This is a genomic window from Rhizobium sp. AB2/73 (genome assembly GCF_020871915.1).
Lineage (GTDB): Bacteria > Pseudomonadota > Alphaproteobacteria > Rhizobiales > Rhizobiaceae > Rhizobium > Rhizobium dioscoreae.
This window is the reverse complement of record NZ_CP067073.1, coordinates 1,037,060-1,061,189: the sequence shown is the minus strand read 5'-3', so window position 1 is coordinate 1,061,189 and position 24,130 is coordinate 1,037,060. Positions and strand designations below refer to the sequence as shown.

Sequence of the window (24,130 nt, the reverse complement as noted above, 5' to 3'; positions counted from 1 at the left end):
GATATATGGCTTGGATAGGGTGCTCTGCTTAATGTTGTCTATGCGCATTATTACAGTGTATATTGGCATTTCTGCATGCACGATCACCGGTTGACGACCGGTGTTTAACGATCAAGCATATTGCAATGAGATCGGAGATCTGTTGTGCATGACCGCTGGATTGCCGCTGACACATGCCTAGATATCACCTGAGAAGAAAGGCTTGTTGCAAGCGTTCAGCCGCGCTCATTGCAGTGATGCGGCGGAGGCCGTCTTGCGAATGGTGATTTCGATGCCACCCATGGACCTGCCATCATCAGTCACATCCGGTACACGTATGTAAAGGATCTCGGAATAGTTGCGGAACGTACCGCCGATCAGCTCATATATCGCAAGTGCTGTATTTTCCGGGAGCTCTTCGACCGATACGCTTTTACGTTGCTGCATGGGATTCTCTTTCAAAAGTCGGGGCGCCTTCAAGAGATAGAATAATTGCCAGCACTTTAGCCGCGATTTGTCGCAAAGATATCCCAGGAATTCGGGAAACTGTCACAAATGCGTGAGTGCTGCTGCCACGAGAGCAGATATCATCGTACGAATAGCCCATATTGTCCGCAGTAAGATGGTCTGTAAGACCAAAGGGCGGGAACCCCTCGCACGCCTGATGCTCCGGCAAAAGCGGCGGCAATCCGGACCCTGACTATGAGCAATCTCTCCTGCTCAGACAGTCAGATGGCGGCGGGCCTCTGGCGTATCCAGCGTCTCGGCCAGCCCCTCATGCACGATCTCGCCGCGATCCATGATGTAGACGTAGTCGGCGAGCTCGCGGCAGAAGTCGAGATATTGCTCGACCAGCAGGATCGCCATGCCGGTTGAATCCCTGAGATAGCGGATCGCCCGGCCAATATCCTTGATGATCGACGGCTGAATGCCCTCGGTCGGCTCGTCCAGCACGAGGATCTTCGGCCGCGTCACCATCGCCCGGCCGATCGCCAGTTGCTGCTGCTGGCCGCCGGAAAGATCGCCGCCGCGGCGCGAGAGCATGGACTTCAGCACCGGGAACAGGCTGTAGATATCATCGGGAATACTGCGGTCGCGGCGGGAAAGCGGCGCGTATCCGGTCTCGAGATTTTCCTTCACGGTCAAGAGCGGAAAAATCTCGCGTCCTTGCGGCACATAGCCGATGCCTTGCTTGGCGCGCGCGAATGGCGCCATGTCGTTCAACGTGACACCATTGAAGGCAACCGTGCCGGCCGACAAGGCATGCTGTCCGGTAACCGCACGCAATAGCGAGCTTTTGCCGACGCCGTTGCGCCCGAGGACGCAGGTGATCTTGCCCATCTCCGCCTTGATGGAGATGCCTCGCAGCGCCTGAGCGGCGCCATAATGCAGATTTGCGTTCTCGACTGTCAGCATTTCAATTCTCTTCCTTTTCCCTTACGGCCCCCTCACCCTAACCCTCTCCCCGAGGGGAGAGGGGATAACCTTTGTATCCCTGCCTGTAGGCTAGGCGGGATGAGCGGGACGATGCGTCTATCCCTTCTCCCCTCGGGGAGAAGGTGGCCGACAGGCCGGATGAGGGGCTGCCCCACATCCCAAAACCACTTACCGCCCCAGATAATTCTCGATCACCTTCGGATCGCTGCTGACGAAATCGATCGAGCCTTCCGCCAGAACGGAGCCTTCCGCCAGACATGTCACCTTGACGCCGAGATCCCGGATAAAGCCCATGTCGTGTTCGACCACGACGACCGAACGCGTCTTGGCGATCTCCTTCAAGAGCACGGCGGTTTCCGCCGTCTCGGCATCCGTCATGCCCGCCACCGGTTCGTCGACCAAGAGTAGCTTTGGCTCCTGTGCCAGCAACATGCCGATTTCCAGCCACTGCTTCTGGCCATGCGAGAGATTGGCCGCCAGCTCGTCGCGCCGGTGCGACAGCCGCACCGTCTCCAGGATTTCCTCGATACGATCGCGATCCGCGGGCGTCAGCCTATAGAATAGCGTCGCAAAGACGCCGCGATTGCGGTTGAGCGCCAGTTCGAGATTGTGCCAGACGGTATGGCTTTCGAAAACGGTCGGCTTCTGGAACTTCCGCCCGATGCCGAGCTGGGCGATATCGGCCTCATCCTTCTTCGTCAGGTCGACCTGGCCGTTGAAGAACACCTCGCCCTCGTCGGGCCGCGTCTTGCCGGTGATGATGTCCATCATCGTGGTCTTACCGGCGCCGTTAGGGCCGATGATGGCGCGAAGCTCGCCCGGCTCGATGACGATCGACAGCGAGTTCAAAGCCTTGAAGCCGTCAAAGGAAACGGAGACATTGTTGAGATAGAGCATGCTGTTGGGTTTGATATCAGGGATCATGGTCCTACTCCGCAGCCTGCACGGATGGGTCGGCGTCATCCTTCGCAGCCTTGGGCGGCGGGCTTGCCTGCTTGCGCGTCTTGCCGAAATGGTGCGCTATCGTTCCGACGATGCCCTTCGGCAGGAACAGCGTCACCGCGACGAACAGGCCGCCAAGCGCAAATAGCCAGAAATCGGGAAACAAGCCGGTGAAGATGGTCTTGCCGCCGTTGACGAGCACCGCGCCGATGATAGGCCCGATCAGGGTCGCTCTCCCGCCGACGGCCGTCCAGATGACGACTTCGATCGAATTCGCGGGGGCGAACTCGCCGGGATTGATGATGCCGATCTGCGGCACGTAAAGCGCGCCGGCAATGCCCGCCATCATGGCCGATACGACGAAGACGAAGAGCTTCATATGCTCGACACGATAGCCGAGGAAACGCGTACGGCTTTCGGCATCACGCACGCCCACAAGCACCTTGCCGAACTTCGAGCGGACGATAGCCGATGACAGCATCAATGCCAGCGCCAGGAACACGGCCGTGATGGCGAACAGCACCGCGCGCGTCCCATCGGCCTGAATATTGAAGCCGAGAATGTCCTTGAAATCGGTCAGGCCGTTATTGCCGCCGAAACCCATGTCGTTGCGGAAGAAGGCAAGCAGCAGCGCATAGGTCATGGCTTGCGTGATGATCGACAGATAGACGCCGTTGACGCGCGAGCGAAAGGCAAACCAGCCGAAGACGAAGGCCAGCAGGCCGGGTGCCGCGAGCACGATAAGCATGGCGAACCAGAACTGATCGAAGCCGTACCAGAACCAGGGCAGCTCCTTCCAATTCAGGAAGACCATGAAATCGGGCAGGATCGGATTGCCATAGGTACCGCGCGAACCAATCTGCCGCATCAGATACATGCCCATCGCATAGCCACCGAGCGCGAAGAAGGCACCGTGGCCGAGCGAGAGAATGCCGCAATAACCCCAGACCAGATCGAGCGCCAGGGCGAGCAGCGCATAGGTCAGATACTTGCCGAACAGCGACATCAGGTAGGTGGGTACATGCAATGCGCTCGTTTCCGGCAGAGCCAAATTCGACAGGGGGACGAGCACCGCGACGGCAAGCAGGATCGCGATGGCAATGCTGATACGGCGGTCGAGCGAGCGAAGAAGAAAGGCCGTGATCATGCTTCCACCGCCCTTCCCTTGAGGGCGAAGAGCCCGCGCGGACGTTTCTGAATAAAGAGGATGATGAGGACGAGGACGAGGATCTTGCCGAGCACCGCCCCCGCATAGGGCTCAAGGAACTTGTTGAGAATGCCGAGCGAGAAGGCGCCGACGAGCGTTCCCCAGAGATTGCCGACACCGCCGAACACCACGACCATGAAACTGTCGATGATGTAGCTCTGCCCGAGGTTCGGCGAGACATTGTCGATCTGTGAGAGCGCGACACCCGCCATGCCGGCGATGCCGGACCCCAGCGCGAAGGTGAAGGCGTCGACCCACGATGTGCGAATGCCCATGGACGACGCCATGCGCCGGTTCTGCGTCACCGCCCGCATCTGCAACCCGAAGGCCGAGCGCTTGAGGAGAAGCAGGAGCGCGACGAACACCCCAAGCGAAAAGACGATGATCCAGAGACGATTCCAGGTGATCGAGAGATAGCCAAGGTCGAAGGAGCCGGACATCCAGGAGGGGTTGCCGACTTCCTGATTGGTCGGCCCGAAGATCGAGCGCACCGCCTGCTGCAGGATCAGCGAAATGCCCCAGGTGGCGAGCAGCGTTTCCAGCGGCCGGCCGTAAAGGAAGCGGATGACGCCACGCTCGATGATGAGGCCGACGGCGCCGGTGACGATGAAGGCGACCGGCAGGGCGATCGCCAGCGACCAGTCGAAGAGTTCGGGATAGGAGGTGCGGATGATGCTTTGAACCACGAAGGTCGAGTAGGCGCCGAGCATCACCATCTCGCCATGGGCCATGTTGATGATGCCCATGACGCCGAACGTAATCGCAAGGCCGATGGCGGCCAGCAGTAGCACCGAGCCGAGGGAAAGGCCGTACCAGACATTCTGCACCGCATCCCAGAACTTCAATTGATCCTGGATGCCGGCAATGGCGGCAGCAATATCGGGCTTCAGGCTATCGTCGACGGAAACCGACGAGAGAATGCCGATGGCATCGCGGCCGCCTTCGTTCTTGATCGTCTCGATTGCCGCCTTTTTCTCTGCGATCGGGCGGTCCGAGCCAAGCACGGCAACCGCCTTTGCGCGTTCAAGCACACCGCGAATGTCGGCATCCTTCTCGGTCTGCAGCGCCGTCTCGACAGCGTCAAGCGAATCCGCACTCGGCGCCTTCGAAATGGATTGCGCCGCTTCGAGCCTCGTGGCGCGATCCGGGCTCATCAGCGTCAGACCGCCGAGAGCCGCGCGAACCGCACGGCGTAGATTGTTGTTGATCTTGATCTTGCCGAGATTGTCCTTGGCTTCCTGGCCGACCACTTGCCCGGTCAAGGGATCCACCAGATCCATCATGTCGCCGGAGGATTTGGCGATAAAAACCTGATTGTCGGATTTCCTGATATAGAGATCACCGTCGGAAAAGGCCTGCAATGCCGGCACGACCTTGGGGTCACCTGACTTCGCCAAGCTCTGGACGATATCCCCGGCCTTCTGGAAATTGGCCTGGCCGAGCGAATTGATGAGGCCGTGGGCGTCTTCCTGGGCGCGCAGACCCGTGGCCGTCAGCGCCAGCACCACACAGAAGCCGGCGACCAGCGCCAGGGCGATGCGGTAAACGAATTTGTCAAACATTGCGCTAGTCCCCTCAAGCTGCCGCGGCCAGAAAATCCTGCCCGCGGCGATCTTGCGTCGGCTGCTATCAGGAGCCCTTGCCGCCGCACTTGCCAGTGGTGACGTTGAAGTTGCCGCAGTTCAGCGGCATGCGCCAATCCGAGATCAGATCCTTACTGTCAGGCAGGTAGTCGGACCATTCCTTGCCGACCACCGCCGGGGTCTGCGAAACGACGTCGAACTGGCCGTTTTCCTGCACTTCGCCGATCAAGACCGGCTTGGTGATGTAATGGTTCGGCATCATGGTGGCGTAGCCGCCCGTCAGGTTTGGAACGCTCACGCCAACCAGAGCGTCGATCACCTTGTCGGGATCGGTCGTGCCGGCCTTCTCTACGGCCTTCACCCACATGTTGAAGCCGATATAGGCGGCTTCCATCGGGTCGTTGGTCACGCGTTTGTCGTTCTTGGTGTAGGCATGCCACTCCTTGATGAAGGCGGCATTGGCTGGGGTATCGACCGACTGGAAGTAGTTCCAGGCAGCCAGATGTCCGACGAGCGGCTTGGTGTCGACGCCGGCAAGCTCTTCTTCGCCGACCGAGAAGGCGACGACCGGAATATCTTCCGCCTTGACGCCCTGGTTGCCGAGTTCCTTGTAGAAGGGAACATTGGCGTCGCCGTTGATGGTGGAGACGACGGCCGTCTTCTTGCCGGCCGCGCCGAAAGCCTTGATCTTCGAGACTTCCGTCTGCCAGTCGGAGAAGCCGAACGGCGTGTAGTTGATGATGATGTCTTCGTCCTTGACGCCCTTGGACTTCAGATAGGCCTCGAGGATCTTGTTGGTCGTGCGCGGATAGACATAGTCGGTGCCTTCAAGCACCCAGCGCTGCACGCCTTCGTTCTTCATCAGGTAGTCGACGGCAGGAATTGCCTGCTGGTTCGGGGCGGCGCCGGTGTAAAAGACGTTACGCTCGGACTCTTCGCCTTCGAACTGCACCGGATAGAACAGGATTGAATTCAGTTCCTTGAAGACTGGCAGAACCGACTTGCGCGACACGGAAGTCCAGCAGCCGAATACGGCCGAGACCTTGTCTTTCTGGATTAGTTCGCGGGCCTTTTCGGCAAAGAGCGGCCAGTCGGACGCCGGGTCGACGACGACGGGCTCGAGCTTCTTGCCGAGAACGCCACCCTTCTTGTTCTGCTCGTCGATGAGCATCAGCATGGCATCCTTGAGCGTCGTTTCCGAGATCGCCATGGTACCGGACAGCGAATGCAGGACGCCAACCTTGATGGTGTCGTCGGCTGCGAAAGCGCCGTGGAATGCTGTCGTGGACATGATGGCGCCGAGCAGCGCGCCGGAGACGAGAGTCTTGAATTTCATCCGTGGTTCCCCTCTTTTGTCTGCCGCAACGGCCGGTAAACAAGGATTAACCGTTGCCTTCAGCGACTATCCGGCGCTCCTTCGGGAAACCACATACGTAAAATGACGTAGGCGCCGGGGCGAAATGTGCAGCTTTAGGCACACTCACGCCCTTAAGCACCACCTCGATCCATGTTACGACATCTCTGAACTGCCGGAGTGACGATGGCGGGACTGCTGAAGGGTAAGCATGGCTGCGCGGCAACGCATCATTCCAGTAAGACGCGAATATAACCGCTGGGTCGCGAACCAGACGCTGGAAGACTACGCCCTGCGTTTCACCGCCAAGAGCGCGCGGCAGTTTTCCTCGCAACGCATCTCGCAAACCGCGATCGGCGCCATTTCCTTCCTGGCGCTGGAGGCGATCGGCGGTACGATCACGCTCTCCTACGGCACCACCAACGCCTTCTACGCCATCATCGTCGCAAGCCTCGCCATGCTCGCCGTCGGCCTGCCGATCAGCCGCTATGCCATCCGTCACGGTGTCGATATCGATCTTCTGACGCGCGGCGCAAGCTTCGGCTACATCGGGTCGACCATCACCTCGCTGATCTATGCCAGCTTCACCTTCATGCTGTTCGCGATCGAAGCCTCGATCATGTCGGGAGCACTGGAGCTGACGCTCGGCATACCAGTGTGGATCGGCTATATCATAAGCGCCGTCATGGTGATTCCGCTCGTCACCCACGGTGTGCGTCTCATCAGCCGATTCCAGTTGCTGACGCAGCCCTTCTGGATCGTTCTCAACATCCTGCCCTTCGTCTTCATCGCCTTTGCCGACTGGGAAAAATTCGATCTCTGGCGGGCCTTTGCCGGCATCCATCATCCCGCGAGCCCGCCGGGCACCGCCGCCCCCTTCGACCTGATCGAGTTTGGCGCCGCTTCCGCCGTCATCTTGGCGCTGATGTCGCAGATCGGCGAACAGGCCGATTTCCTGCGCTTCCTGCCGCCGGACGGCCATCGCAAATGGCGCCATCGCCTGGCGATCTTCCTAGCCGGGCCTGGATGGGTCATCATCGGGGCGCCGAAGCTGCTCGCCGGCTCCTTTCTTGTCGTCCTGACGCTGACGTCGGGCGTGCCGGCCGATCGTGCCGCCGATCCCGCGCAGATGTATCTGACCGCCTTCGGCTACATGATCCCATGGCACAATGCCGCGCTGCTCCTGATGGCGGCGTTCGTCATGATTTCGCAGCTGAAGATCAACGTCATGAACGCCTATGCCGGCTCGCTCGCCTGGTCGAACTTCTTTTCGCGGCTGACGCACAGCCATCCAGGCCGCGTCATCTGGCTGGTCTTCAACGTCGCCATCGCCCTCTTGTTGATGGAGCTTGGCATCTACCGGCTGCTGGAGGAGACGCTTGGCATCTTCTCGATCATCGCCATGGCCTGGCTTTGCACCGTTTCCGCCGATCTTTTCATCAACAAGCCGCTGGGGCTTGCGCCTCCTGGCATCGAGTTCAAGCGCGCGCATCTCTATGACATCAATCCGGTCGGCCTTGGCGCCATGGCGCTTTCGGCAACCATCGCTCTCATCGCGCATTTCGGTGCCTTCGGCTCGATCGCCGCCTCGCTTGCACCCTATGTCACGCTGAGCGTGGCGTTCATCGCGTCACCTGCCATCGCCTGGATCACCGAGGGCAAATATTATCTCGCCCGCAAGCCGCGCCAGAGCTGGAAGAATCTAAGTACCATCACCTGCTCCGTCTGCGAGCATCCCTTCGAGCCGGAGGACATGGCCTGGTGTCCGGCCTATGCCGCGCCGATCTGCTCGCTCTGCTGTTCGCTTGACAGCCGCTGCCACGACATGTGCAAGCCGAAGGCGCGGCTCAATACACAGGTCGGCACGGTGGCGAAGACCTTGCTGCCGGAAAGTATCGTCGCCAAGCTCGCCACCCGTCTTGGCCGCTACGGCATTGCCGTCGCCGTGGCGCTGACCGCCATGGGCGCCATTCTTGCAATGATCGCGCATCAGGTGGGCGCAGCCTCTCCCGAGACCGCCGCGGTGGTCGACCGCACGATCCTCATCGTCTTCTTCGTCTTTGCCGTCATCGCCGGCGTCGCGTGCTGGTTCTATGTGCTTGCCCATGACAGCCGCGTGGTCGCCGAGGAGGAATCCTCGCGCCAGAACACGCTGCTCTTGAAGGAAATCGCCGCCCACAAGAAGACGGACGCCGCTCTGCAGGGCGCCAAGGAGGCGGCCGAGGCGGCAAACCGCGCCAAGAGCCGCTATGTGGTCGGCTTAAGCCACGAATTGCGCACGCCGCTCAACGCCGTGCTCGGTTACGCGCAGATCCTGGAGCGTGACGAGACCATTCCGGCCCCCAGGCAATCTTCTCTAAAAGTCATCCGCCGCAGTGCGGAGCATCTTTCCGGCCTGATCGACGGCCTGCTCGATATTTCGAAGATCGAGGCGGGCCGCCTGCAGGTCTATTCCAACGAGATCAATATCCAGGATTTCCTCGACCAGATCGTCGACATGTTCCAGCCTCAGGCGCAGGCCAAGGGGCTGAGCTTCATCCATGAGCGCTCCGCCGCGCTGCCCGACTATGTCCGCACCGACGAAAAGCGGCTGCGCCAGATCCTCGTCAACCTGCTTTCAAATGCCATCAAATTCACAGATGCAGGCAGCGTCCGCTTCGAAGTAACCTACCGCAACCAGGTCGCCACCTTCACGGTTTCCGATACCGGTCGCGGCATCGCGACAAAGGATATTACCCGTATCTACGAGCCTTTCCAGCGCGGCGAAGCTGACAGCGTCAGACCCATGCCGGGACTTGGCCTTGGTTTGACAATCACCCAGCTTCTGACGAATACGCTCGGTGGCGAGATTTCCGTTACGAGCGAGAAGGACGTCGGCTCGACCTTTCGGGTACGTCTGATGCTGTCGGCCGTGATCCGTCCGATGAAGCCGCCGGCGCAGGAGCAGCGTATTACAGGTTACGAAGGGCCGCGACGTACCGTCGTCGTCGTCGACGACAACGAGGATCACCGCGAACTGATGCGCGAGATCCTGTCGCCGCTCGATTTCATCGTGCTCACCGCCGCCGGCGGCCCGGACTGCCTGACGCTGATCGAGGGCATCAAGCCGGATATTTTCCTGGTCGATATCTCCATGCCCGGCATGAACGGCTGGCAGCTCGTTTCGCGGCTCAGGGAAAACGGCCAGACGGCGCCCATCCTCATGCTGTCGGCCAATATCGGTGATGCAGCCGCAGCGACCGACAGTGACGACAGCCACAACGACGCCATCTCCAAGCCGCTCGATATCCGCCAGCTGCGCGACAAGCTTGCGCTGCATCTCGGGCTGAAATGGCTCTATGCCGACGCCTCCGCCCCGGTCGCGTCAAAGCCGCCGCTGCCGTTGAAAAGCCCTGGCATCGAGCATGTCCGCGAGCTCAAACGGCTCGGCGAAATCGGTTATATCAGAGGCATCGAGGCGAAGCTTGCGGATCTCGCCAAGCTTGAGGAAAACAAACCCTTCACCGACGCCTTGCGTGCGCATGTCCAGGCTTTCGATCTCGATGGTTTTCTAAACGTGCTGCGCAGCTTCGACATCGAAAAGGTAGAACAGATTGGCTGAGCCCGCCCTTCCCCGCGACATAGTCTTGCTGGTGGATGATTCACCGGAGGCGCTCGGCTTCCTGACGGATGCGCTCGAGCAGTCCGGCTTCTCCGTGCTGATTGCCACCTCGGGATCCGCGGCACTCAACATTGTCGAGCGCATCACGCCGGATCTTATCCTTCTCGATGCCGTCATGCCGGCAATGGACGGTTTTGAGACCTGCCGCCGGCTGAAAGCCAATGCAGGCATTGCGCAGATTCCCGTCGTCTTCATGACCGGGCTCACTGAAACCGAACATGTGGTGCATGCGCTCGAATCGGGCGGCGTCGATTATCTGACAAAGCCGATCAATATCGACGAGCTGCGTGCCCGCATCCGCGTTCACCTGCGCAATGCCCGCTCCGCCCAGAGCGCCAGGGTGGCGCTCGATGCGGCGGGACGCCATCTCCTCGCCGTGAAGGGCAACGGCGCCATCCATTGGTCGACGCCGCAGGCAACCCGCCTGATCAACGCCGCCACCGGCAGCGATGACGGCCTCGAACTGGCATCCAAACATATCGCCGCCTTCATGCTCGAGCGCGAACGGCCCGGCACGGCACGTGACAATCTTCTTTCCATCAGCAATGGCCGTCAGGCCGCGTTGCAATTCACCTTCCTCGGTGCCATAGGCGCCGACGAATATCTCTTCCGCCTGACGGCCAGCAATCAGAGCGCCGATGACGAGACCTTGCGTCAGAGCTTCGCGTTGACGCAGCGCGAATCCGAGGTGCTGCTATGGCTTGCCAAGGGCAAGTCGAATCGCGACATCGGCGAGATCCTCGGCCTTTCGGCCCGCACGGTGAACAAGCATCTGGAACAAATCTATGTGAAGCTCGGTGTTGAAAACCGTGCATCCGCGGCCGTGAAGGCCGCCCATGTCCTACATCGGCCGTGAGGTCAATCCCCATCTGCAACGCGCAGGTGGACGAATTTCCTGCTGAGCGGAGCTCCATGATGCGTCTGGAGATTTGGAGCCGATAACAAACTCGCTTTCAAGAGAATCAATCAACTCATTGACTTGAAAAGTTTCTGGTGCAATCGGGGCAAGCAATATTGGCAATCGATATGGATCGCATGAGAGTGGGACAACTTGGAAACGAACCCGGATCCACTACAGTTCACCTCGCCCATAAGCGAGACGGAGGCCTCCCGATAAGCGCCGGGTTGCCAACGCGTACTGAGCGGGTTCTTCGCAGCAATCCCTTCTTTTCCTTGATGTAACGCTGACAGAACAGTGCGCCGAATTCGGCTTCGGCCTCGCCGGCTTCAACGCAAATTGCATCCCATTTTGCGCCCATCCAATGTGACGAAACCGTCCCAAGCTATCGCGTACATCGCTATCGCTCCGGTCGATGCGATACTATTCTTGGCAGCTTCAACACCGTCTTCGAGCTTGTCCATTGCAAACCGAGTGAGCTTTTTTTGCCCCGCCGAGTCCACAGTCATTGTGAACGGAACAAGCGGGCCGCCACCATCTTCAATGCTCGTGAATCCGTGGTCGATGGCAAGAAAGAAAAAGCCAGCGAAGTCTTGGGATGGATTGAAATCGTTCATGCCCTGCATTCCTGAAATTGGGTCGGCTGACAAATCGAACCAAGAAAGGTTCTATTGTTTGATCAATAAGCTACGCCGTGGCGCCGTGAAAACGCTGCTCGCCCCTCGGTCTCGGCTATTTCGCAAGTTGTATATATACCGTCACTGGGAAGCGTCGCCCAGCCTTCGGCTATGATCTTGCCCTCATAATGCGAAACATAATGGTACTGCTCTGCATAGGTATAAAGGCCATCTTCCCTCTGTAAGACAACTATTCGGCGTTTTGGATGGAGGGCGGCGTTTACTTCAGCAATGTCCAATTCTTTCTCTAGCTGCATTAAAGTCCCCGATGGGCTCTAGCTGTAACGAATTTGGGGCGCCGACTATGCGGCTTTCGGCCTGCCGTTCTGACGCGGCCGATAATGCGCATGCATCAAGAGCGGGTCGCGCTGGCTGGCCCGCAGCAGCATCTTGACAGCATGGCTGACCGGAGCGCCGGCACGGTAGTTCTTCCATGTGCGGAGCGTGACGCCAAGGAAGTCCGCCGCCTCGTTATTGGAAAGCCCTATTTCCTCCTGCCATTTCCGCAGATCCTCGGCATTAAAATCGCGCTGGTCTTCGGCGATCTGGAAAAGATGATAGGCGTCGATCGCCAAATCTTCGCCGGCCCATTCGACCGTCGCGCCGTAGTCCGTGACTTCGGCTGTTTTCCAGACATCAGGAGACTTCAAGGGGGCGAGCAATTCGCCGCCGGTCGCAATCCAGCCAACGAGGTTTGCGGAAGCCTCAGCTCCGCCCTTCCACTTGATTGCCAGCGTCATGTTTGACGCTGGCGTTACGCTTTCAATTCGCGGCATGTCCATGTCTGTTTCCCTTCCTCAAGCGATTGGAAAGCGGGGATTGGTCCGGTTCCACTCGGCAGCAATAGCCGCCTTGTTCTTTGCTGCCCATTCGAGAGCGATGTCTTGCGCCTTGCGTGCGAGCTTACCACGCAGGATTTCCAGTGTCGCGATCTCCACCAATGCATCCCCATCGGGGGTGATGATGTGGAAGTGCGGGGGCAGATGGTCGTTCGCATAAACTCGAATAATGATGTTTCCGATTTGAACCAGTTTGCCCATGTGCCCCTCACTTCGATGAGGTAAACATAGGGCATATTATGCACTATGTAAATATACATGGTGCAATTTTTACCCCAAATATGGAGTGAAGTTACGGATCACGCGAGGTTCTTCGCGCCAGTATGCGTTGCTGCAATATCAGCGCCTCAACAAGGCAAAGCGGGAAAAAAACAAGAGGCACGGCCCGCCTAGGCCGACGCTGCCGCTCTTCAGCCGAGTCTCTCGATTGGCAAATGCCGCTGTCGTTCCAGGCGTACGCAAAAAGGCAGCGGCACGGGCGCAAATTGATGCTTTCCACCGTTACCATCCTTGCCGTATCCGTTGAGTGACCAGGCGCTGACTAGAGGACATGGCAATGACGAAGCCCTTCTATTGGAATGAACTCAACACCTATGATTTCGCCGGTCTTTCACCCGACACCACCATCGCGATCCTGCCGATCGCCTCGACGGAGCAACACGGCCCACACCTGCCGATTGCGACGGATGTCGCGATCGCCGAGGGCATGCTGGCCGAGTTGAAGGTCCAGCGCCCCGACGATCTCGATTTCCTGGTCCTGCCGCTGCAGGAGATCGGCAAGGCCAACGAACACGTCTACGGCCCCGGCACGCTGTCGCTGAGCGCGGAGTTGCTGATCCCGGTCTGGACCGCAATCGGCGCGAAGGTCTCTGAAGCAGGCATCCGCAAGATGGCAATCGTCAACTCTCATGGCGGCAACGTCGATATCATGAGCATCGTCGCGCGCGAACTGCGCGTGCGTTACCAGATGGCCGTCGTCGCCACGCAATGGACCCGCTTCGGTACGCCTGATGGTATGATCGACGAGCACGAGCAGCGCTTCGGCATTCACGGCGGCGACGTCGAGACCTCGCTCATGCTTCATTTCCGGCCTGATCTGGTCCGGATGGACAAGGCGCAGAATTTTGCCTCCAAGGCGGAATGGATGAAGGAACATTCCAAGCATCTGCAGCCCTTGCCGCCGCATTCGCTCGCCTGGATCGCGCATGACCTCAATCCGAACGGCGTAGTCGGTAACGCGGCCAATGGCACGGCGGAAAAAGGCGCGCTCATCTGCCGACATGAGGTCGCCGGCTTCATAGAAATGCTGCGCGATCTGCGCGACTATCCGCTTGCCAACCTCTATTCGAAATAGGCATCCGCGCGGCGTCGCTCGGAGGACGGGATGATGTGTCCCTTCGCCTGCAGTTCCTCGACGATCCCGGCTAATTCAGCAAGCAGGTATTCGACGAAGAGGCTGGTGGCGGCGTCGAGCGGGGCTCGCGTGCGGGCGATCAGCTTCATCGGTTGAGGCCGCGAATGCGGCTCGGCGATCGGGCGGAATACCAGCTCTCCTCGGCGACACTCCGTCAGCACGTCGAGCGGATTGAGCAATGTCAGTCCTGCCCCACATTTTACCAGCTGCTTCAACATTTCCGACGCATTGCTCTCCAACACCGGCTCGACCTGCACGGAAAGGCGCGCCAGCATCAGATTGATGACCTCGCGCAGGCTCGTGCCGGGCTGGGCAAGCAATAGCCGCTCCTCCACGACATCGGCGAGATTGATGGGGCCAGGCCCGATCAGTGGATGGCCGGGCGGCAGGACGACGCCGATCGGTATGTCGAAATTGGCAAGAGAGCGAATGCCCGGCATGGCCGGAATGTTGAAGCCAAGTCCGAGATCCACTTCCCCCGAGACGACCGGCGCCATCGTCGTCGATCCGGCATCATTGCGCAGCTGGACGAAGACCCTGGGGTGCTCGGAAAGAAAACGCGCGATGATCTCGGGCAGCGGCCCTGACGCCAGACCCACGGTGGCGACGATACGAACCTTACCCGCCTGCTGCATCTTGAGGCTGCGAATGCGCCCCTCCAGCCGCTCGTAATTTTTCAATACCTCGCGAATGTGCTCGATGCAGAGTTCACCGGCCGCCGTCAGCCGCAGGCCACGCGGTAGGCGCTCGAAGAGCGGCGCTCCCATTTCCTCCTCCAGTGCCAGAATCTGACGATTGACCGCTGATGAGGCCACGTTGAGGCGCGCGGCAGCCTTACGGATCGAGCCGCAGCGGGCGATTTCATTGATGTAGAGAAGTCGTCTTGAGTGCAGCATGCGTGTTCCCATTGCTTATTTTTTGCCCAGGCCGCACAATTTAGGCACAAACCCGGCAACAGATGCCGAAAAGGCATCAATGCGCACGAATTTTGATGCTTTTCAAAGAGCAAGGCAACCGCTCAAATGCAGGAAATGGGCGCCAACAACGACGTCCCATGGCAGATAAAGGGAACAGTCAGCCATGTATAAAGCCTTGAAGACAAAAACATTCCTCGCCGCCATGGGGCTCGTCGCCGCGATCATGGCGGCCGAGCCGGCCAATGCGCTCGATAAAGTCACCTACGGCACCAACTGGCTTGCCCAAGCCGAGCACGGCGGCTTCTATCAGGCGGTCGCCGATGGCACCTATAAGAAATACGGCCTCGACGTCACCATCGTACAGGGTGGTCCCAACGCGGCCAATTCGGCATTGCTGATCTCCGGCAAGCTGGATTTCTACATGGGCGGCCCGCAGCAGGAGATCGATGCGGTCAAGCAGGGCATTCCAATCGTCGATGTCGCGGCTATCTTTCAGAAGGACCCGCAGGTGCTGATCGCCCATCCGGATGCCGGCGTGGAAAAATTCGAGGATCTGGCCAAGCTGCCGACGCTGTTCCTGAGTAAGGACGGCTACATCACCTATTTCGAGTGGATGAAGGCGAACTTCCCAGGCTTCAAGGACGAACAGTTCAAGCCTTACAATTTCAGCCCGGCGCCATTCCTGGCAGACAAGCAGTCCGCGCAGCAGGGCTACGTGACCTCCGAACCCTATGAAATCGAGAAGCAGGCCGGCTGGAAGCCGAAAGTCTTCCTGATCGCCGACGCCGGCTATTCGCCTTATTCGACGATGATCACCGCGCAAAAGGCACTGGTCGACAAGAACCCCGATCTCGTGCAGCGCTTCGTCAATGCCTCGATCGAGGGCTGGTACAATTACCTCTACGGCGACAACAAGGCGGCCAACGAGCTGATCAAGAAGGACAATCCCGATATGACGGATGGACAGATCGCTTATTCCATCGCCAAGATGAAGGAATATGGCATTGTGGAATCCGGCGATGCGCTCGACAAGGGCATCGGCTGCATCACCGAAGCTCATTACAAGAAGTTCTTCGACGAGATGGTGCAGATCAAGCTCTTCGATGCCGATATCGACTACAAGAAGGCGTTCGATACCCAGTTCGTCTGCAAGGGCGTCGGCATGTCGCTGAAGAAGTAAGCCTAGGCACCTCCCCCGCGCGGGGGAGGTCGCCGCAAAGCGGCGGGTGGGGGTGAGAACCCGAGATAGCACCGGATCACCCCGCCCCGGAGCTTCGCTCCGCCCCTCCCCCTCAAGGGGAAGGTGGATCAACAAAGAGCTGAACCATGCTAGTGTCCGAATCTACCAAACTCACCCAAACCGAGACACGCAAACGGCCGCTCGTCGTCATGGAGCAGGTCTCCAAGGTCTTCTCCAACGGTACGTTGGCGCTGTCGGGCATGTCGCTCAATGTTGAAAGCGGGGAATTCATCAGCCTGCTCGGCCCTTCCGGTTGCGGCAAGTCGACGGCCTTGCGTATCATCGCAGGCCTTGGCGGCGCCTCCAGTGGCAGGATCGATTGGCCCAGCTCGCGCATCAACGCCAAGGGTCTGCCGGAAGGAGATATCAGCTTCGTCTTCCAGGAGCCGACGCTACTTCCCTGGAAGACTGTATTTGGCAATGTCCATCTGCCGCTGAAGCTGCGGGGCGTGTCGAAAGCGACGGCGCACGATCAGATCATGGAGACGCTGGCAACCGTCGGCCTTCAGGATTTTGCGCAAGCCTATCCGCGCGAATTGTCCGGCGGCATGAAGATGCGGGTTTCGATCGCCCGCGCTTTGGTGACGAAGCCAAAGCTGCTGTTGATGGACGAGCCCTTTGCAGCACTCGACGAAATCACCCGCCAGAAGCTGAACGACGACGTTTTGCGCCTCTGGCAGACAACAGGGATTACCGTCATTTTCGTCACGCATTCCGTCTATGAATCCGCCTATCTCTCCAATCGTATCGTCGTCATGAAGGCGCGGCCGGGCCGCGTCCATAGCGATTTTCCGCTGAAAACCAGCGGCGAGCGCGATCCGCTTTATCGTTCATCTGAAGAATATCGGCAGGTATGCGAAAAAGTATCCCGTTCCCTGATCGAGGCCATCGGTTGGCCGGAGGCCCATTGATGAGTGACAGTACCAGCCTGCCCGCCACTCTGTCCGTTGAATCTGCCGATGCACCCGCGGCCTTTGCAGCCAAAAAGCGCAGTGTGGAACGCGCGCTTGGTATCTTCGTGCCCATCCTGACCGTCCTTGCGCTTCTTATCCTCTGGCAGCTTCTGGTCGTCGGCACCGGTATTCCGCAATATATTCTGCCGAGCCCGATCGCCGTCGCAAAAGCGCTCGTTTCCGACTGGGGCATCCTTTGGCCGGCTCTATGGGTGACGACCGAGATCACCTTCATATCCCTCGTCCTGGCGCTGATCGGCGGCGTCGGCTTCGCCATCTTCCTCGTGCAGTCCCGCTGGATCGAACTCGCCTTCTATCCGCTGGCCGTCATCTTGCAGGTGACGCCGATCGTCGCGATCGCGCCGCTGATCCTGATCTATGCGCCGACACGCGAAGCAGCGCTCTTAATTTGCGGCTTCCTCGTCGCCTTCTTTCCGATCCTCTCCAACATGGTGCAGGGATTGAAGAGCGTCGACCATAATCTGCTCAACCTTTTCGATCTCTACGGCGCCTCGCGCTGGCAGGCCTTGCTGCATCTGAAACTGCCCGCCGCTCAGCCTTATTTCATGACGGGCTTGAGGATCGGCGGCGGCCTATCACTGATCGCATCGGTGGTCGCGGAATTCGCCGCTGGCTCGGGAGGTCCGAACTCCGGTCTCGCCTTTCGACTGCTGGAAGCGCAATACCGACAGAACATGCCGCGGCTCTTCGCAGCCTTGCTTCTCCTGTCGGCGCTCGGCGTCGCGATCTTCGCCTTCACCTCCTTCATCTCATGGCTGAGCCTGCATCGCTGGCATGAGAGCAGCCTCAAGCGGGAGAACTGATGTCCCACGCCTTCATGTCGCCACCGAACGCAGCCCGCTTCGTGCTGAGCAATGCCACCGTTCCCGCCGTGACGCTCTCCGGCCTTAAGGCGCCCTCGAGCCAGGGACTGGTCAAGGTCGATATCGTCGTCGCCGATGGCCTTGTGAGCGACATCGTCGCGCCTGGAACCGCGCCGGCCGAGTATCCCCGAGTGGATATGCGCGACGGTATGATCTGGCCGACATTCGTCGATATGCACACCCATCTCGACAAGGGGCACATCTGGGAACGGCGGTCGAATCCGGACGGCAGTTTCATGGGTGCGCTCGATGCAGTGCGTACCGACCGCGAGGCTAACTGGTCGGCCGACGACGTGTGCAAGCGCATGGAATTCTCGCTACGCTCGGCTTATGCCCACGGCACCGGTCTGATCCGCACCCACCTCGATTCCTTGGCGCCGCAGCATCGCATCTCCTTCGAGGTCTTCGCCTCGGTCCGCGAGGCTTGGAAGGACAAGATCGCGCTACAGGCAGTCGCCCTCTTTCCGCTCGACAGCATGGTAGACGATGCCTTCTTTGCCGATCTGCTCCGTGTCATTCGCGACACCGGCGGCCTGATGGGCGGGGTGACGCAGTTGAACCCGGAACTCGACGCGCAGCTGGACAAGCTTATCCGCGCAGCCGCCGATAATGGCCTCGACATCGATTTGCATGTCGACGAGACCGAGGACAAGGAGGTGCTGACGCTGAAGGCCATCGCCGAGGCCGTGCTTCGCAACGGCTTTACCGGAAAGGTGACCGCCGGCCATTGCTGCTCGCTTGCCCGACAGGACGAGAATATTGCCCGCGCCACAATCGATCTCGTCGCCAAGGCCGGGATCTCCATCGTTTCGCTGCCGATGTGCAACATGTATCTGCAGGACCGTCATGCCGGGCGCACGCCGCGCTGGCGCGGCGTTACCCTGCTGCACGAGCTTGCCGCGGCCGGCGTGCCGACCGCCGTCGCCTCCGACAACACGCGCGATCCCTTTTATGCTTATGGCGATCTCGATCCGGTCGAGGTCTTCCGCGAGGCCGTGCGCATCCTACATCTCGACCATCCGCTGGATACGGCCGCGAGGGTCATCACCACCTCGCCCGCGGAGATACTTGGCCGCCCGGATATCGGGCGCATAGCCGTCGGCAGCCCGGCCGACCTCGTGCTTTTCAGCGCCCGACGCTGGAGCGAATTCCTTTCCCGTCCGCAGTCCGATCGCGTCGTCCTTCGCAAGGGCAAGGTGATCGATCGCAGCCTGCCGGATTATCGCGAACTCGACAGCGTCATTGGAGCCTGACATGCCGGATTATCAGCGCATCAAGAAAGAACTCGAAGGCATCGCCGTCGAAGACAACCCGGCGCTGGTGCGCCAGAAAAGCCGTGACTTCTACTGGTATTCGCCGATCTTGAAGGCCCAGCTCGACAATGTCACGGCCGATCTCGTCGTCACTCCGAAGACCGAGGAAGAGGTGATCCGCACGTTGAAGGTCGCCTACGCGCATGACGTTCCCGTCACGCCGCGCGGCGCCGGCACCGGCAATTACGGCCAGGCCATGCCGCTTTCCGGCGGCATCGTGCTCAATCTCGCCGCCATGAACAGGATCAAGGAGATCCATCCCGGCCGCGTCGTCTGCGAGCCCGGCATCGTCATTGCCGAACTCGACCGTCAGACCAAGGCCCATTCGGGCCAGGAGCTGCGCTTCCATCCCTCGACCGCACAGACGGCGACGATCGGCGGCTTCATCGCCGGCGGCTCGGGCGGTGTCGGCTCAATCACCTGGGGTGGCCTGCGCGATCTCGGCAACATCCTGCGCCTGCGTGTCGTGACGATGGAGGCGGAGCCCCGCACGCTCGATCTCACCGGCTGGGATCTGACCAAGGTCAGCCATGCCTATGGCACCAACGGCATCATCACCGAAATCGAAATGCCCTTGGCGCCGGCCTATGACTGGATCGACGTGCTGGTCGGCTATGACGACTTCATGGATGCCGTGCGCTTTTCAGACGCGCTTGCCAAATGCAACGGCATTCTGGTCAAGGAAATCGCCCCGATCGCCGCCCCCATTCCCTACGAATATTTCAGCCGCCACAAGCCTTATATCCGCCAAGGGCAGTCGATCGTGGCATTGATGATCGCACCGCATTCGATGGACCCATTCGTCGCCTTCACCATGCAGCAGAAGGGCGAGATCACCTTCCGCTCCGACAAGGTGGAGAGCATGAAGGGCATTCCGCACGCCTATGAGCTCGCCTGGAACCACACGACGCTGCGCGCCATCAAGGTCGATCCGTCGATCACCTATCTGCAGGTGCAGTATCCGGGGCCGGATCATGTCGCCAAGGTCCAGAAGATGGTGGAGATCTTTGGTGACGAGGTGCCCGGTCATCTCGAATTCATCAAGTTCGACGGGCAGATCCAATGCTCCGGACTGCCACTCGTACGCTACACTTCCGAGGCGCGGCTCGAAGAGATCATTAGGATTCACCAGGATCACGGTTGCCCTATCTTCAACCCGCATCGCTATACGCTGGAGGAAGGCGGCATGAAGCAGACCGATGCCGTCCAGCTTGCCTTCAAGAAGGAAACCGATCCGAAGGGCCTGCTCAATCCCGGCAAGATGATTGCCTGGGACGATCCGAATTTCGACTTCAAATCCGGCAGGAACTACCTCTTCCCCGGCCTTGCCGCGCTGATGGAGGCCTCATGAAGGTTCTCGTCCTCCATTCCCATCCGGTCGAGGAAAGTTTTGGCGGCGCGCTGCATCGCCAGACCATCGAGAGCCTGAAACGTGCTGGACATGACGTCGACGACTGCAACCTTTATGCCGAGGGCTTCGATCCCGTACTCTCGCGCCACGACCGGCTGATCTATCACGATTATCCCGAAAATACCGAGGCGCTGAAGCCTTATGTCGAGCGGCTGGAACGCACCGAGGCGCTAGTGATCGTCACTCCGGTCTGGAACTTCGGCTTTCCGGCTATCCTCAAGGGTTATTTCGATCGAGTCTGGCTCCCGGGCGTTTCCTTCGAACTCGTCAACGGCAAGGTGCGCTCAAAGCTGCAGCATATCCGCAAGCTCGGCGCCGTGCTGACTTACGGCGCCGATCCGTTTCGTGCCTTCATTGCCGGCAACCCGCCGAAGAAGATCGTCAAGCGCGTGCTGCGCGCGCAGATCAAGCCTTTCGCCCCGGTGATCTTCCTCGCCCATTACGACATGAACCGCTCGACGGAAGGTTCCCGCAGCCAATTTCTGACGAAGGTCGGCCGCGAGATGGAGCGATTTTGAGCCGACCTCAAGGGCGCCTAATCACGGCTGATCAATCCGTTTGTCACTGATGCTCGCCAAAAAGTGAGTCGCGATCTTTCGGATTCGCTTCTCGCGCTTTAAGTCTTTGATTTGGGCATGTCGTTATCGCAAAACCGCTACGCACTTTTGCGCGACATGCTTTAGATGCTTGCCGACTTGCGCAGCGGTGCGGCCAATTCCGCATCTCGGCGTTTGACGGCCTCGATATCGCGATAGGCATTGGCCGGATGGGTCACCGGCAGATAACGCCCTTCGCCGAAGAGCTTTTCACGCAAGGTACCCGGACGATAGGCGGTCGGATACACGCCACGCTTCTGTAGTTCCGGAACGAGCAGATCGACCGCCGCCTCGAAGCTGTCCGGTGTCACCGCATAAGCGAGATTGAAGCCATCGATGTCCGTCTCTTCGACCCATTCCTGCAGGATGTCGGCGATAGTCGAGGGCGATCCGACGAATACGGGACCTGTTCCGCCGATTCCGCCCCATTTGGCGAGTTCCTCGACCGTCCAGGCCCGGTCTTTGCCGCCGAAGTTCTCGATCATCGAGACGATCGCGTTGGTCTCGACCTTCTTCAATTCGTCGGTCGGCGCATATTGACCGAAATCGATGCCGCTCCAGCCGGACATGAATACGAGCGAGCCGTCATAGGAGGCATAGCTCTGATACTCCTCGAAGAGCTGCTGGGCCTTTACATCGGTCTCCGCGATGATCAGTGTCGTGAGATTATAGATCAGCACCTTCCGTGGATCGCGGCCAGCAGCCGCAGCCCTCTGCCTTATATCGGCGACATAGGCGCGCAGCAGGCTCTTGGTCGGAGCCGCGACGAACACGCATTCAGCATGGCCGGCCGCGAAGGCCTTACCAGGCCCCGATGCGCCTGCCTGATAAAGCACGGGCGTCCGCTGCGGCGATGGCTCGCAGAGATGGTAGCCTGGGACATCGAAATACTTGCCTTTGTGGCCGATCTCGTGGACCTTGGTAGGATCGGTGAAAATGCCGCGCTCGGCATCGCGCAGCACGGCGCCCTCCTCCCAGCTTCCTTCGAAAAGCTTGTAGAGGACCTCCACATATTCGGCGGCGACCTCATAACGGTTGTCATGGGTCTTCAGGCCGCCCTGACCGACGTTCTTCGCGCCGCTTTCCAGATAGGAGGTCACGATATTCCAGCCGACACGGCCCTTTGTGTGATGATCGGCGGTGGCGAGCCGGCGGGCAAACGTGTAGGGATGCTCGAAAGAGGTGGAGGCGGTTATCCCTATACCGAGATGTTGGGTCGCAAGTGCGATCGGCGCCGCGAGCTGAATCGGATCATTGACCGGTATCTGCGCGGCCTGCTCGATTGCATGGTAATTCGAGCCCTTGTAGACATCGTAATAGCCGATGACGTCGGCGATGAATATGCCGTCGAAAATGCCACGCTCCAGCGTCCGCGCCAGATCCTGCCAGTAGTCCAAATCCTTGTATTTCCAAGATTTATCGCGCGGATGCCTCCATAGCCCGGGGGACTGGTGCGCCACGCAATTCATGTCGAACGCGTTGAATCGAATATGCCTTGTCATGTCAGCTCCGGACGAATGAGACCGGCAATCAAGCTAGCGGCGGCAATGCCGTTCGAAAAGTAAACGCATAATGTCTATATACTCTATGTAGAAATATTTTTCCCGTCGCTTGCCGGCAATCCGCTATTCAGTCCCTGGATTGGTAAGCGATTGGCTGGCTTGATCTAAAGAGCAGCGTTGTATGCAGACCATGTCGGTGGCGCGATCCGGAAGCCTCCGGCTCACACCTGGCCAATACCGCTCAATCCGATCAACGCGCCGATGCCAAGGACGATGAGCGGATGGACGCGCGTCGTCGAAAGAACAAATGCGCCGGCTGCCGCTATGGCCGCCAGAATCCAGCCCTGAGTTGATGCCTCGGTGATGACGGCCGCGCTGGCGGTGACGAGCCCGGCCGTCATCGGCACCAACCCGGCCTGGACGATCCTTCGCCACGGCCTGTCCTTGAAACGGTTCCAGAGATGGAGCACCAGATAGGTCAGCACCGAAGAGGGCCCAAACTTTGCCACCGAAGTCACCAGCACTCCAGCCCATCCGGCAACGTGCCAGCCGACCAGGGGCACGACCATCAGGTTCGGACCGGGAGCCGCCTGCGCCAAGGCGAACAGCGCGCCGAATTCCTGCGCCGTCATCCAATGCTGCACATCGACGACCTGCCGATGCATTTCGGGGAGAATGGAATTGCCGCCACCGAAGGCGAGCAGCGAAAGCTGGGTGAAGATGATTGCGAGAGCAAGCAGGGTCGTGGTCATGCTTCAAGCTTCCAGATGGCGATGATGCTCAGCGGCGCCAGAACCAGCATGGTTGGCAGCAAGGGCAGCCCGGCCACGGCGATGGCGGCAAAGCAAATAGCGGCAATGACCAAGGCCACTGGCCTGCGGCGCAGCGGCAACACGATCTTGACGGCCATCGAGATCAGCAGGCCCGCTGCTGCTGCGGCAAGACCGGCAAACATGTGCTGAATGCGCGGATCGCTATTGAACTGATCGTAAACGACGCCAAGGCTGATCACGATCGCCGTCGGCGCGACAATGAGGCCGAGGAGCGCCGAAAACGCGCCCGCCACGCCCTGAAACTTGGACCCGATCGCAACCGCCATATTGATGATATTGCCGCCGGGCAGGAACTGACACAGCCCGAGCAGTTCGGTGAACTCCTCTCCCGTCAGCCATTTGCGATCCTCGACCACCATGCGGCGTGCGAGCGGCAGAACCCCGCCAAAACCAATGAGGCCGAGTTTGAAAAAGCCGAGAAAGAGCTCCGCGGCCGTTGGTCCTTCGCGTTGAGCAGCACTGGAATGAGAAATGGCGTCCATGTCATGGC

General features: G+C 59.6%; 23 protein-coding genes. 9 read left to right on the top strand and 14 right to left on the bottom strand.

Annotation, left to right across the window (positions count from 1 at the left end; genetic code table 11):
• Positions 1-225 precede the first annotated feature (225 nt).
• From I8E17_RS30965 to urtA, 6 genes are all read right to left on the bottom strand, one after another.
• Entirely contained in the window at positions 226-426 is a 201-nt protein-coding gene (locus tag I8E17_RS30965; protein WP_069613983.1) for a hypothetical protein, read from the bottom strand.
• Between the two features lie 273 nt (positions 427-699).
• Positions 700-1,395, bottom strand: a complete 696-nt coding sequence (urtE, locus tag I8E17_RS30960) for an urea ABC transporter ATP-binding subunit UrtE (protein WP_069613982.1) — start codon at positions 1,393-1,395, stop codon at positions 700-702.
• Positions 1,396-1,584: 189 nt separating this feature from the next.
• Positions 1,585-2,340 carry an urea ABC transporter ATP-binding protein UrtD gene (urtD, locus tag I8E17_RS30955; protein WP_113366417.1) on the bottom strand — a complete coding sequence of 252 codons (756 nt, stop codon included), beginning with the start codon at positions 2,338-2,340 and terminating at the stop codon, positions 1,585-1,587.
• Positions 2,341-2,344: 4 nt separating this feature from the next.
• Complete coding sequence (urtC, locus tag I8E17_RS30950) at positions 2,345-3,505, bottom strand: urea ABC transporter permease subunit UrtC (protein ID WP_069613980.1); 1,161 nt, start codon at positions 3,503-3,505, stop codon at positions 2,345-2,347.
• A complete protein-coding gene (gene urtB, locus I8E17_RS30945) occupies positions 3,502-5,127 on the bottom strand; it encodes an urea ABC transporter permease subunit UrtB (protein ID WP_069613979.1) in 1,626 nt (541 codons plus the stop codon). The genes urtC and urtB overlap by 4 nt, the downstream gene beginning before the upstream one ends.
• Before the next feature lie 67 nt (positions 5,128-5,194).
• Positions 5,195-6,484 carry an urea ABC transporter substrate-binding protein gene (gene urtA / locus I8E17_RS30940; RefSeq protein WP_069613978.1) on the bottom strand — a complete coding sequence of 430 codons (1,290 nt, stop codon included), beginning with the start codon at positions 6,482-6,484 and terminating at the stop codon, positions 5,195-5,197.
• 229 nt (positions 6,485-6,713) lie between these two features.
• Between urtA and I8E17_RS30935 the strand changes: the two genes are divergently transcribed.
• Positions 6,714-10,103 (top strand): ATP-binding protein, encoded by a 3,390-nt coding sequence (locus I8E17_RS30935; RefSeq protein ID WP_069613977.1) that lies wholly within the window; start codon positions 6,714-6,716, stop codon positions 10,101-10,103.
• Positions 10,096-11,019, top strand: coding sequence for a response regulator (locus tag I8E17_RS30930; RefSeq protein WP_069613976.1), 924 nt, complete (start codon positions 10,096-10,098; stop codon positions 11,017-11,019). Before I8E17_RS30935 ends, I8E17_RS30930 begins: the two co-directional genes overlap by 8 nt.
• Positions 11,020-11,390: 371 nt before the next feature.
• On the opposite strand, the gene I8E17_RS30925 is transcribed toward I8E17_RS30930, so the two are convergent.
• From I8E17_RS30925 to I8E17_RS30910, 4 genes are all read right to left on the bottom strand, one after another.
• Positions 11,391-11,678, bottom strand: a complete 288-nt coding sequence (locus I8E17_RS30925; RefSeq protein ID WP_069613975.1) for a hypothetical protein — start codon at positions 11,676-11,678, stop codon at positions 11,391-11,393.
• 62 nt (positions 11,679-11,740) lie between these two features.
• A complete protein-coding gene (locus I8E17_RS30920) occupies positions 11,741-11,995 on the bottom strand; it encodes a hypothetical protein (RefSeq protein WP_141720075.1) in 255 nt (84 codons plus the stop codon).
• Positions 11,996-12,040: 45 nt separating this feature from the next.
• Positions 12,041-12,520, bottom strand: coding sequence for a DUF2442 domain-containing protein (locus tag I8E17_RS30915; protein WP_069613974.1), 480 nt, complete (start codon positions 12,518-12,520; stop codon positions 12,041-12,043).
• Positions 12,521-12,535: 15 nt separating this feature from the next.
• On the bottom strand, positions 12,536-12,778 hold the full coding sequence (locus tag I8E17_RS30910; protein ID WP_069613973.1) for a DUF4160 domain-containing protein: 243 nt from the start codon (positions 12,776-12,778) through the stop codon (positions 12,536-12,538).
• 355 nt (positions 12,779-13,133) lie between these two features.
• Here I8E17_RS30910 and I8E17_RS30905 point away from each other — a divergent pair, with 355 nt between their 5' ends.
• Positions 13,134-13,931, top strand: coding sequence for a creatininase family protein (locus tag I8E17_RS30905; protein WP_069613972.1), 798 nt, complete (start codon positions 13,134-13,136; stop codon positions 13,929-13,931).
• On the opposite strand, the gene I8E17_RS30900 is transcribed toward I8E17_RS30905, so the two are convergent.
• A complete protein-coding gene (locus I8E17_RS30900; RefSeq protein WP_069613971.1) occupies positions 13,919-14,887 on the bottom strand; it encodes a LysR substrate-binding domain-containing protein in 969 nt (322 codons plus the stop codon). The genes I8E17_RS30905 and I8E17_RS30900 overlap by 13 nt on opposite strands.
• A 184-nt stretch (positions 14,888-15,071) precedes the next feature.
• Here I8E17_RS30900 and I8E17_RS30895 point away from each other — a divergent pair, with 184 nt between their 5' ends.
• The 6 genes from I8E17_RS30895 to I8E17_RS30870 all read left to right on the top strand — a co-directional run bounded on the left by I8E17_RS30895 (position 15,072) and on the right by I8E17_RS30870 (position 21,227).
• On the top strand, positions 15,072-16,088 hold the full coding sequence (locus tag I8E17_RS30895; RefSeq protein ID WP_069613970.1) for an ABC transporter substrate-binding protein: 1,017 nt from the start codon (positions 15,072-15,074) through the stop codon (positions 16,086-16,088).
• 146 nt (positions 16,089-16,234) lie between these two features.
• Positions 16,235-17,059: an ABC transporter ATP-binding protein gene (locus tag I8E17_RS30890; protein ID WP_069615315.1), complete on the top strand. Its 825-nt coding sequence runs from the start codon at positions 16,235-16,237 to the stop codon at positions 17,057-17,059.
• Positions 17,059-17,925 (top strand): ABC transporter permease, encoded by an 867-nt coding sequence (locus tag I8E17_RS30885; protein ID WP_069615314.1) that lies wholly within the window; start codon positions 17,059-17,061, stop codon positions 17,923-17,925. The genes I8E17_RS30890 and I8E17_RS30885 overlap by 1 nt, the downstream gene beginning before the upstream one ends.
• The gene (locus I8E17_RS30880) at positions 17,925-19,238 is read left to right on the top strand and encodes a cytosine deaminase (RefSeq protein ID WP_069615313.1); all 1,314 of its coding nucleotides are present in this window, start codon (positions 17,925-17,927) and stop codon (positions 19,236-19,238) included. The genes I8E17_RS30885 and I8E17_RS30880 overlap by 1 nt, the downstream gene beginning before the upstream one ends.
• A gap of 1 nt (position 19,239) precedes the next feature.
• Positions 19,240-20,649 (top strand): FAD-binding oxidoreductase, encoded by a 1,410-nt coding sequence (locus I8E17_RS30875; RefSeq protein ID WP_069615312.1) that lies wholly within the window; start codon positions 19,240-19,242, stop codon positions 20,647-20,649.
• Entirely contained in the window at positions 20,646-21,227 is a 582-nt protein-coding gene (locus I8E17_RS30870; protein WP_069615311.1) for an NAD(P)H-dependent oxidoreductase, read from the top strand. Before I8E17_RS30875 ends, I8E17_RS30870 begins: the two co-directional genes overlap by 4 nt.
• A gap of 161 nt (positions 21,228-21,388) precedes the next feature.
• Here I8E17_RS30870 and I8E17_RS30865 read toward each other — a convergent pair whose 3' ends face one another.
• The 3 genes from I8E17_RS30865 to I8E17_RS30855 form a co-directional block, all read right to left on the bottom strand.
• Positions 21,389-22,807, bottom strand: coding sequence for an LLM class flavin-dependent oxidoreductase (locus I8E17_RS30865; protein ID WP_069615310.1), 1,419 nt, complete (start codon positions 22,805-22,807; stop codon positions 21,389-21,391).
• 221 nt (positions 22,808-23,028) lie between these two features.
• Complete coding sequence (locus tag I8E17_RS30860) at positions 23,029-23,559, bottom strand: chromate transporter (protein WP_069615309.1); 531 nt, start codon at positions 23,557-23,559, stop codon at positions 23,029-23,031.
• Positions 23,556-24,122 carry a chromate transporter gene (locus I8E17_RS30855; RefSeq protein ID WP_069615308.1) on the bottom strand — a complete coding sequence of 189 codons (567 nt, stop codon included), beginning with the start codon at positions 24,120-24,122 and terminating at the stop codon, positions 23,556-23,558. The genes I8E17_RS30860 and I8E17_RS30855 overlap by 4 nt, the downstream gene beginning before the upstream one ends.
• Positions 24,123-24,130 lie beyond the last annotated feature (8 nt).

What these genes read in the sequence shown, in the direction of transcription:
- I8E17_RS30965 (WP_069613983.1), bottom strand. Translation starts at nt 426, where the DNA reads ATGCAGCAACGTAAAAGCGTATCGGTCGAAGAGCTCCCGGAAAATACA.
- urtE (WP_069613982.1), bottom strand. Translation starts at nt 1,395, where the DNA reads ATGCTGACAGTCGAGAACGCAAATCTGCATTATGGCGCCGCTCAGGCG.
- urtD (WP_113366417.1), bottom strand. Translation starts at nt 2,340, where the DNA reads ATGATCCCTGATATCAAACCCAACAGCATGCTCTATCTCAACAATGTC.
- urtC (WP_069613980.1), bottom strand. Translation starts at nt 3,505, where the DNA reads ATGATCACGGCCTTTCTTCTTCGCTCGCTCGACCGCCGTATCAGCATT.
- urtB (WP_069613979.1), bottom strand. Translation starts at nt 5,127, where the DNA reads ATGTTTGACAAATTCGTTTACCGCATCGCCCTGGCGCTGGTCGCCGGC.
- urtA (WP_069613978.1), bottom strand. Translation starts at nt 6,484, where the DNA reads ATGAAATTCAAGACTCTCGTCTCCGGCGCGCTGCTCGGCGCCATCATG.
- I8E17_RS30935 (WP_069613977.1), top strand. Translation starts at nt 6,714, where the DNA reads ATGGCTGCGCGGCAACGCATCATTCCAGTAAGACGCGAATATAACCGC.
- I8E17_RS30925 (WP_069613975.1), bottom strand. Translation starts at nt 11,678, where the DNA reads ATGAACGATTTCAATCCATCCCAAGACTTCGCTGGCTTTTTCTTTCTT.
- I8E17_RS30920 (WP_141720075.1), bottom strand. Translation starts at nt 11,995, where the DNA reads ATGCAGCTAGAGAAAGAATTGGACATTGCTGAAGTAAACGCCGCCCTC.
- I8E17_RS30915 (WP_069613974.1), bottom strand. Translation starts at nt 12,520, where the DNA reads ATGGACATGCCGCGAATTGAAAGCGTAACGCCAGCGTCAAACATGACG.
- I8E17_RS30910 (WP_069613973.1), bottom strand. Translation starts at nt 12,778, where the DNA reads ATGGGCAAACTGGTTCAAATCGGAAACATCATTATTCGAGTTTATGCG.
- I8E17_RS30905 (WP_069613972.1), top strand. Translation starts at nt 13,134, where the DNA reads ATGACGAAGCCCTTCTATTGGAATGAACTCAACACCTATGATTTCGCC.
- I8E17_RS30900 (WP_069613971.1), bottom strand. Translation starts at nt 14,887, where the DNA reads ATGCTGCACTCAAGACGACTTCTCTACATCAATGAAATCGCCCGCTGC.
- I8E17_RS30895 (WP_069613970.1), top strand. Translation starts at nt 15,072, where the DNA reads ATGTATAAAGCCTTGAAGACAAAAACATTCCTCGCCGCCATGGGGCTC.
- I8E17_RS30890 (WP_069615315.1), top strand. Translation starts at nt 16,235, where the DNA reads ATGCTAGTGTCCGAATCTACCAAACTCACCCAAACCGAGACACGCAAA.
- I8E17_RS30885 (WP_069615314.1), top strand. Translation starts at nt 17,059, where the DNA reads ATGAGTGACAGTACCAGCCTGCCCGCCACTCTGTCCGTTGAATCTGCC.
- I8E17_RS30880 (WP_069615313.1), top strand. Translation starts at nt 17,925, where the DNA reads ATGTCCCACGCCTTCATGTCGCCACCGAACGCAGCCCGCTTCGTGCTG.
- I8E17_RS30875 (WP_069615312.1), top strand. Translation starts at nt 19,240, where the DNA reads ATGCCGGATTATCAGCGCATCAAGAAAGAACTCGAAGGCATCGCCGTC.
- I8E17_RS30870 (WP_069615311.1), top strand. Translation starts at nt 20,646, where the DNA reads ATGAAGGTTCTCGTCCTCCATTCCCATCCGGTCGAGGAAAGTTTTGGC.
- I8E17_RS30865 (WP_069615310.1), bottom strand. Translation starts at nt 22,807, where the DNA reads ATGACAAGGCATATTCGATTCAACGCGTTCGACATGAATTGCGTGGCG.
- I8E17_RS30860 (WP_069615309.1), bottom strand. Translation starts at nt 23,559, where the DNA reads ATGACCACGACCCTGCTTGCTCTCGCAATCATCTTCACCCAGCTTTCG.
- I8E17_RS30855 (WP_069615308.1), bottom strand. Translation starts at nt 24,122, where the DNA reads ATGGACGCCATTTCTCATTCCAGTGCTGCTCAACGCGAAGGACCAACG.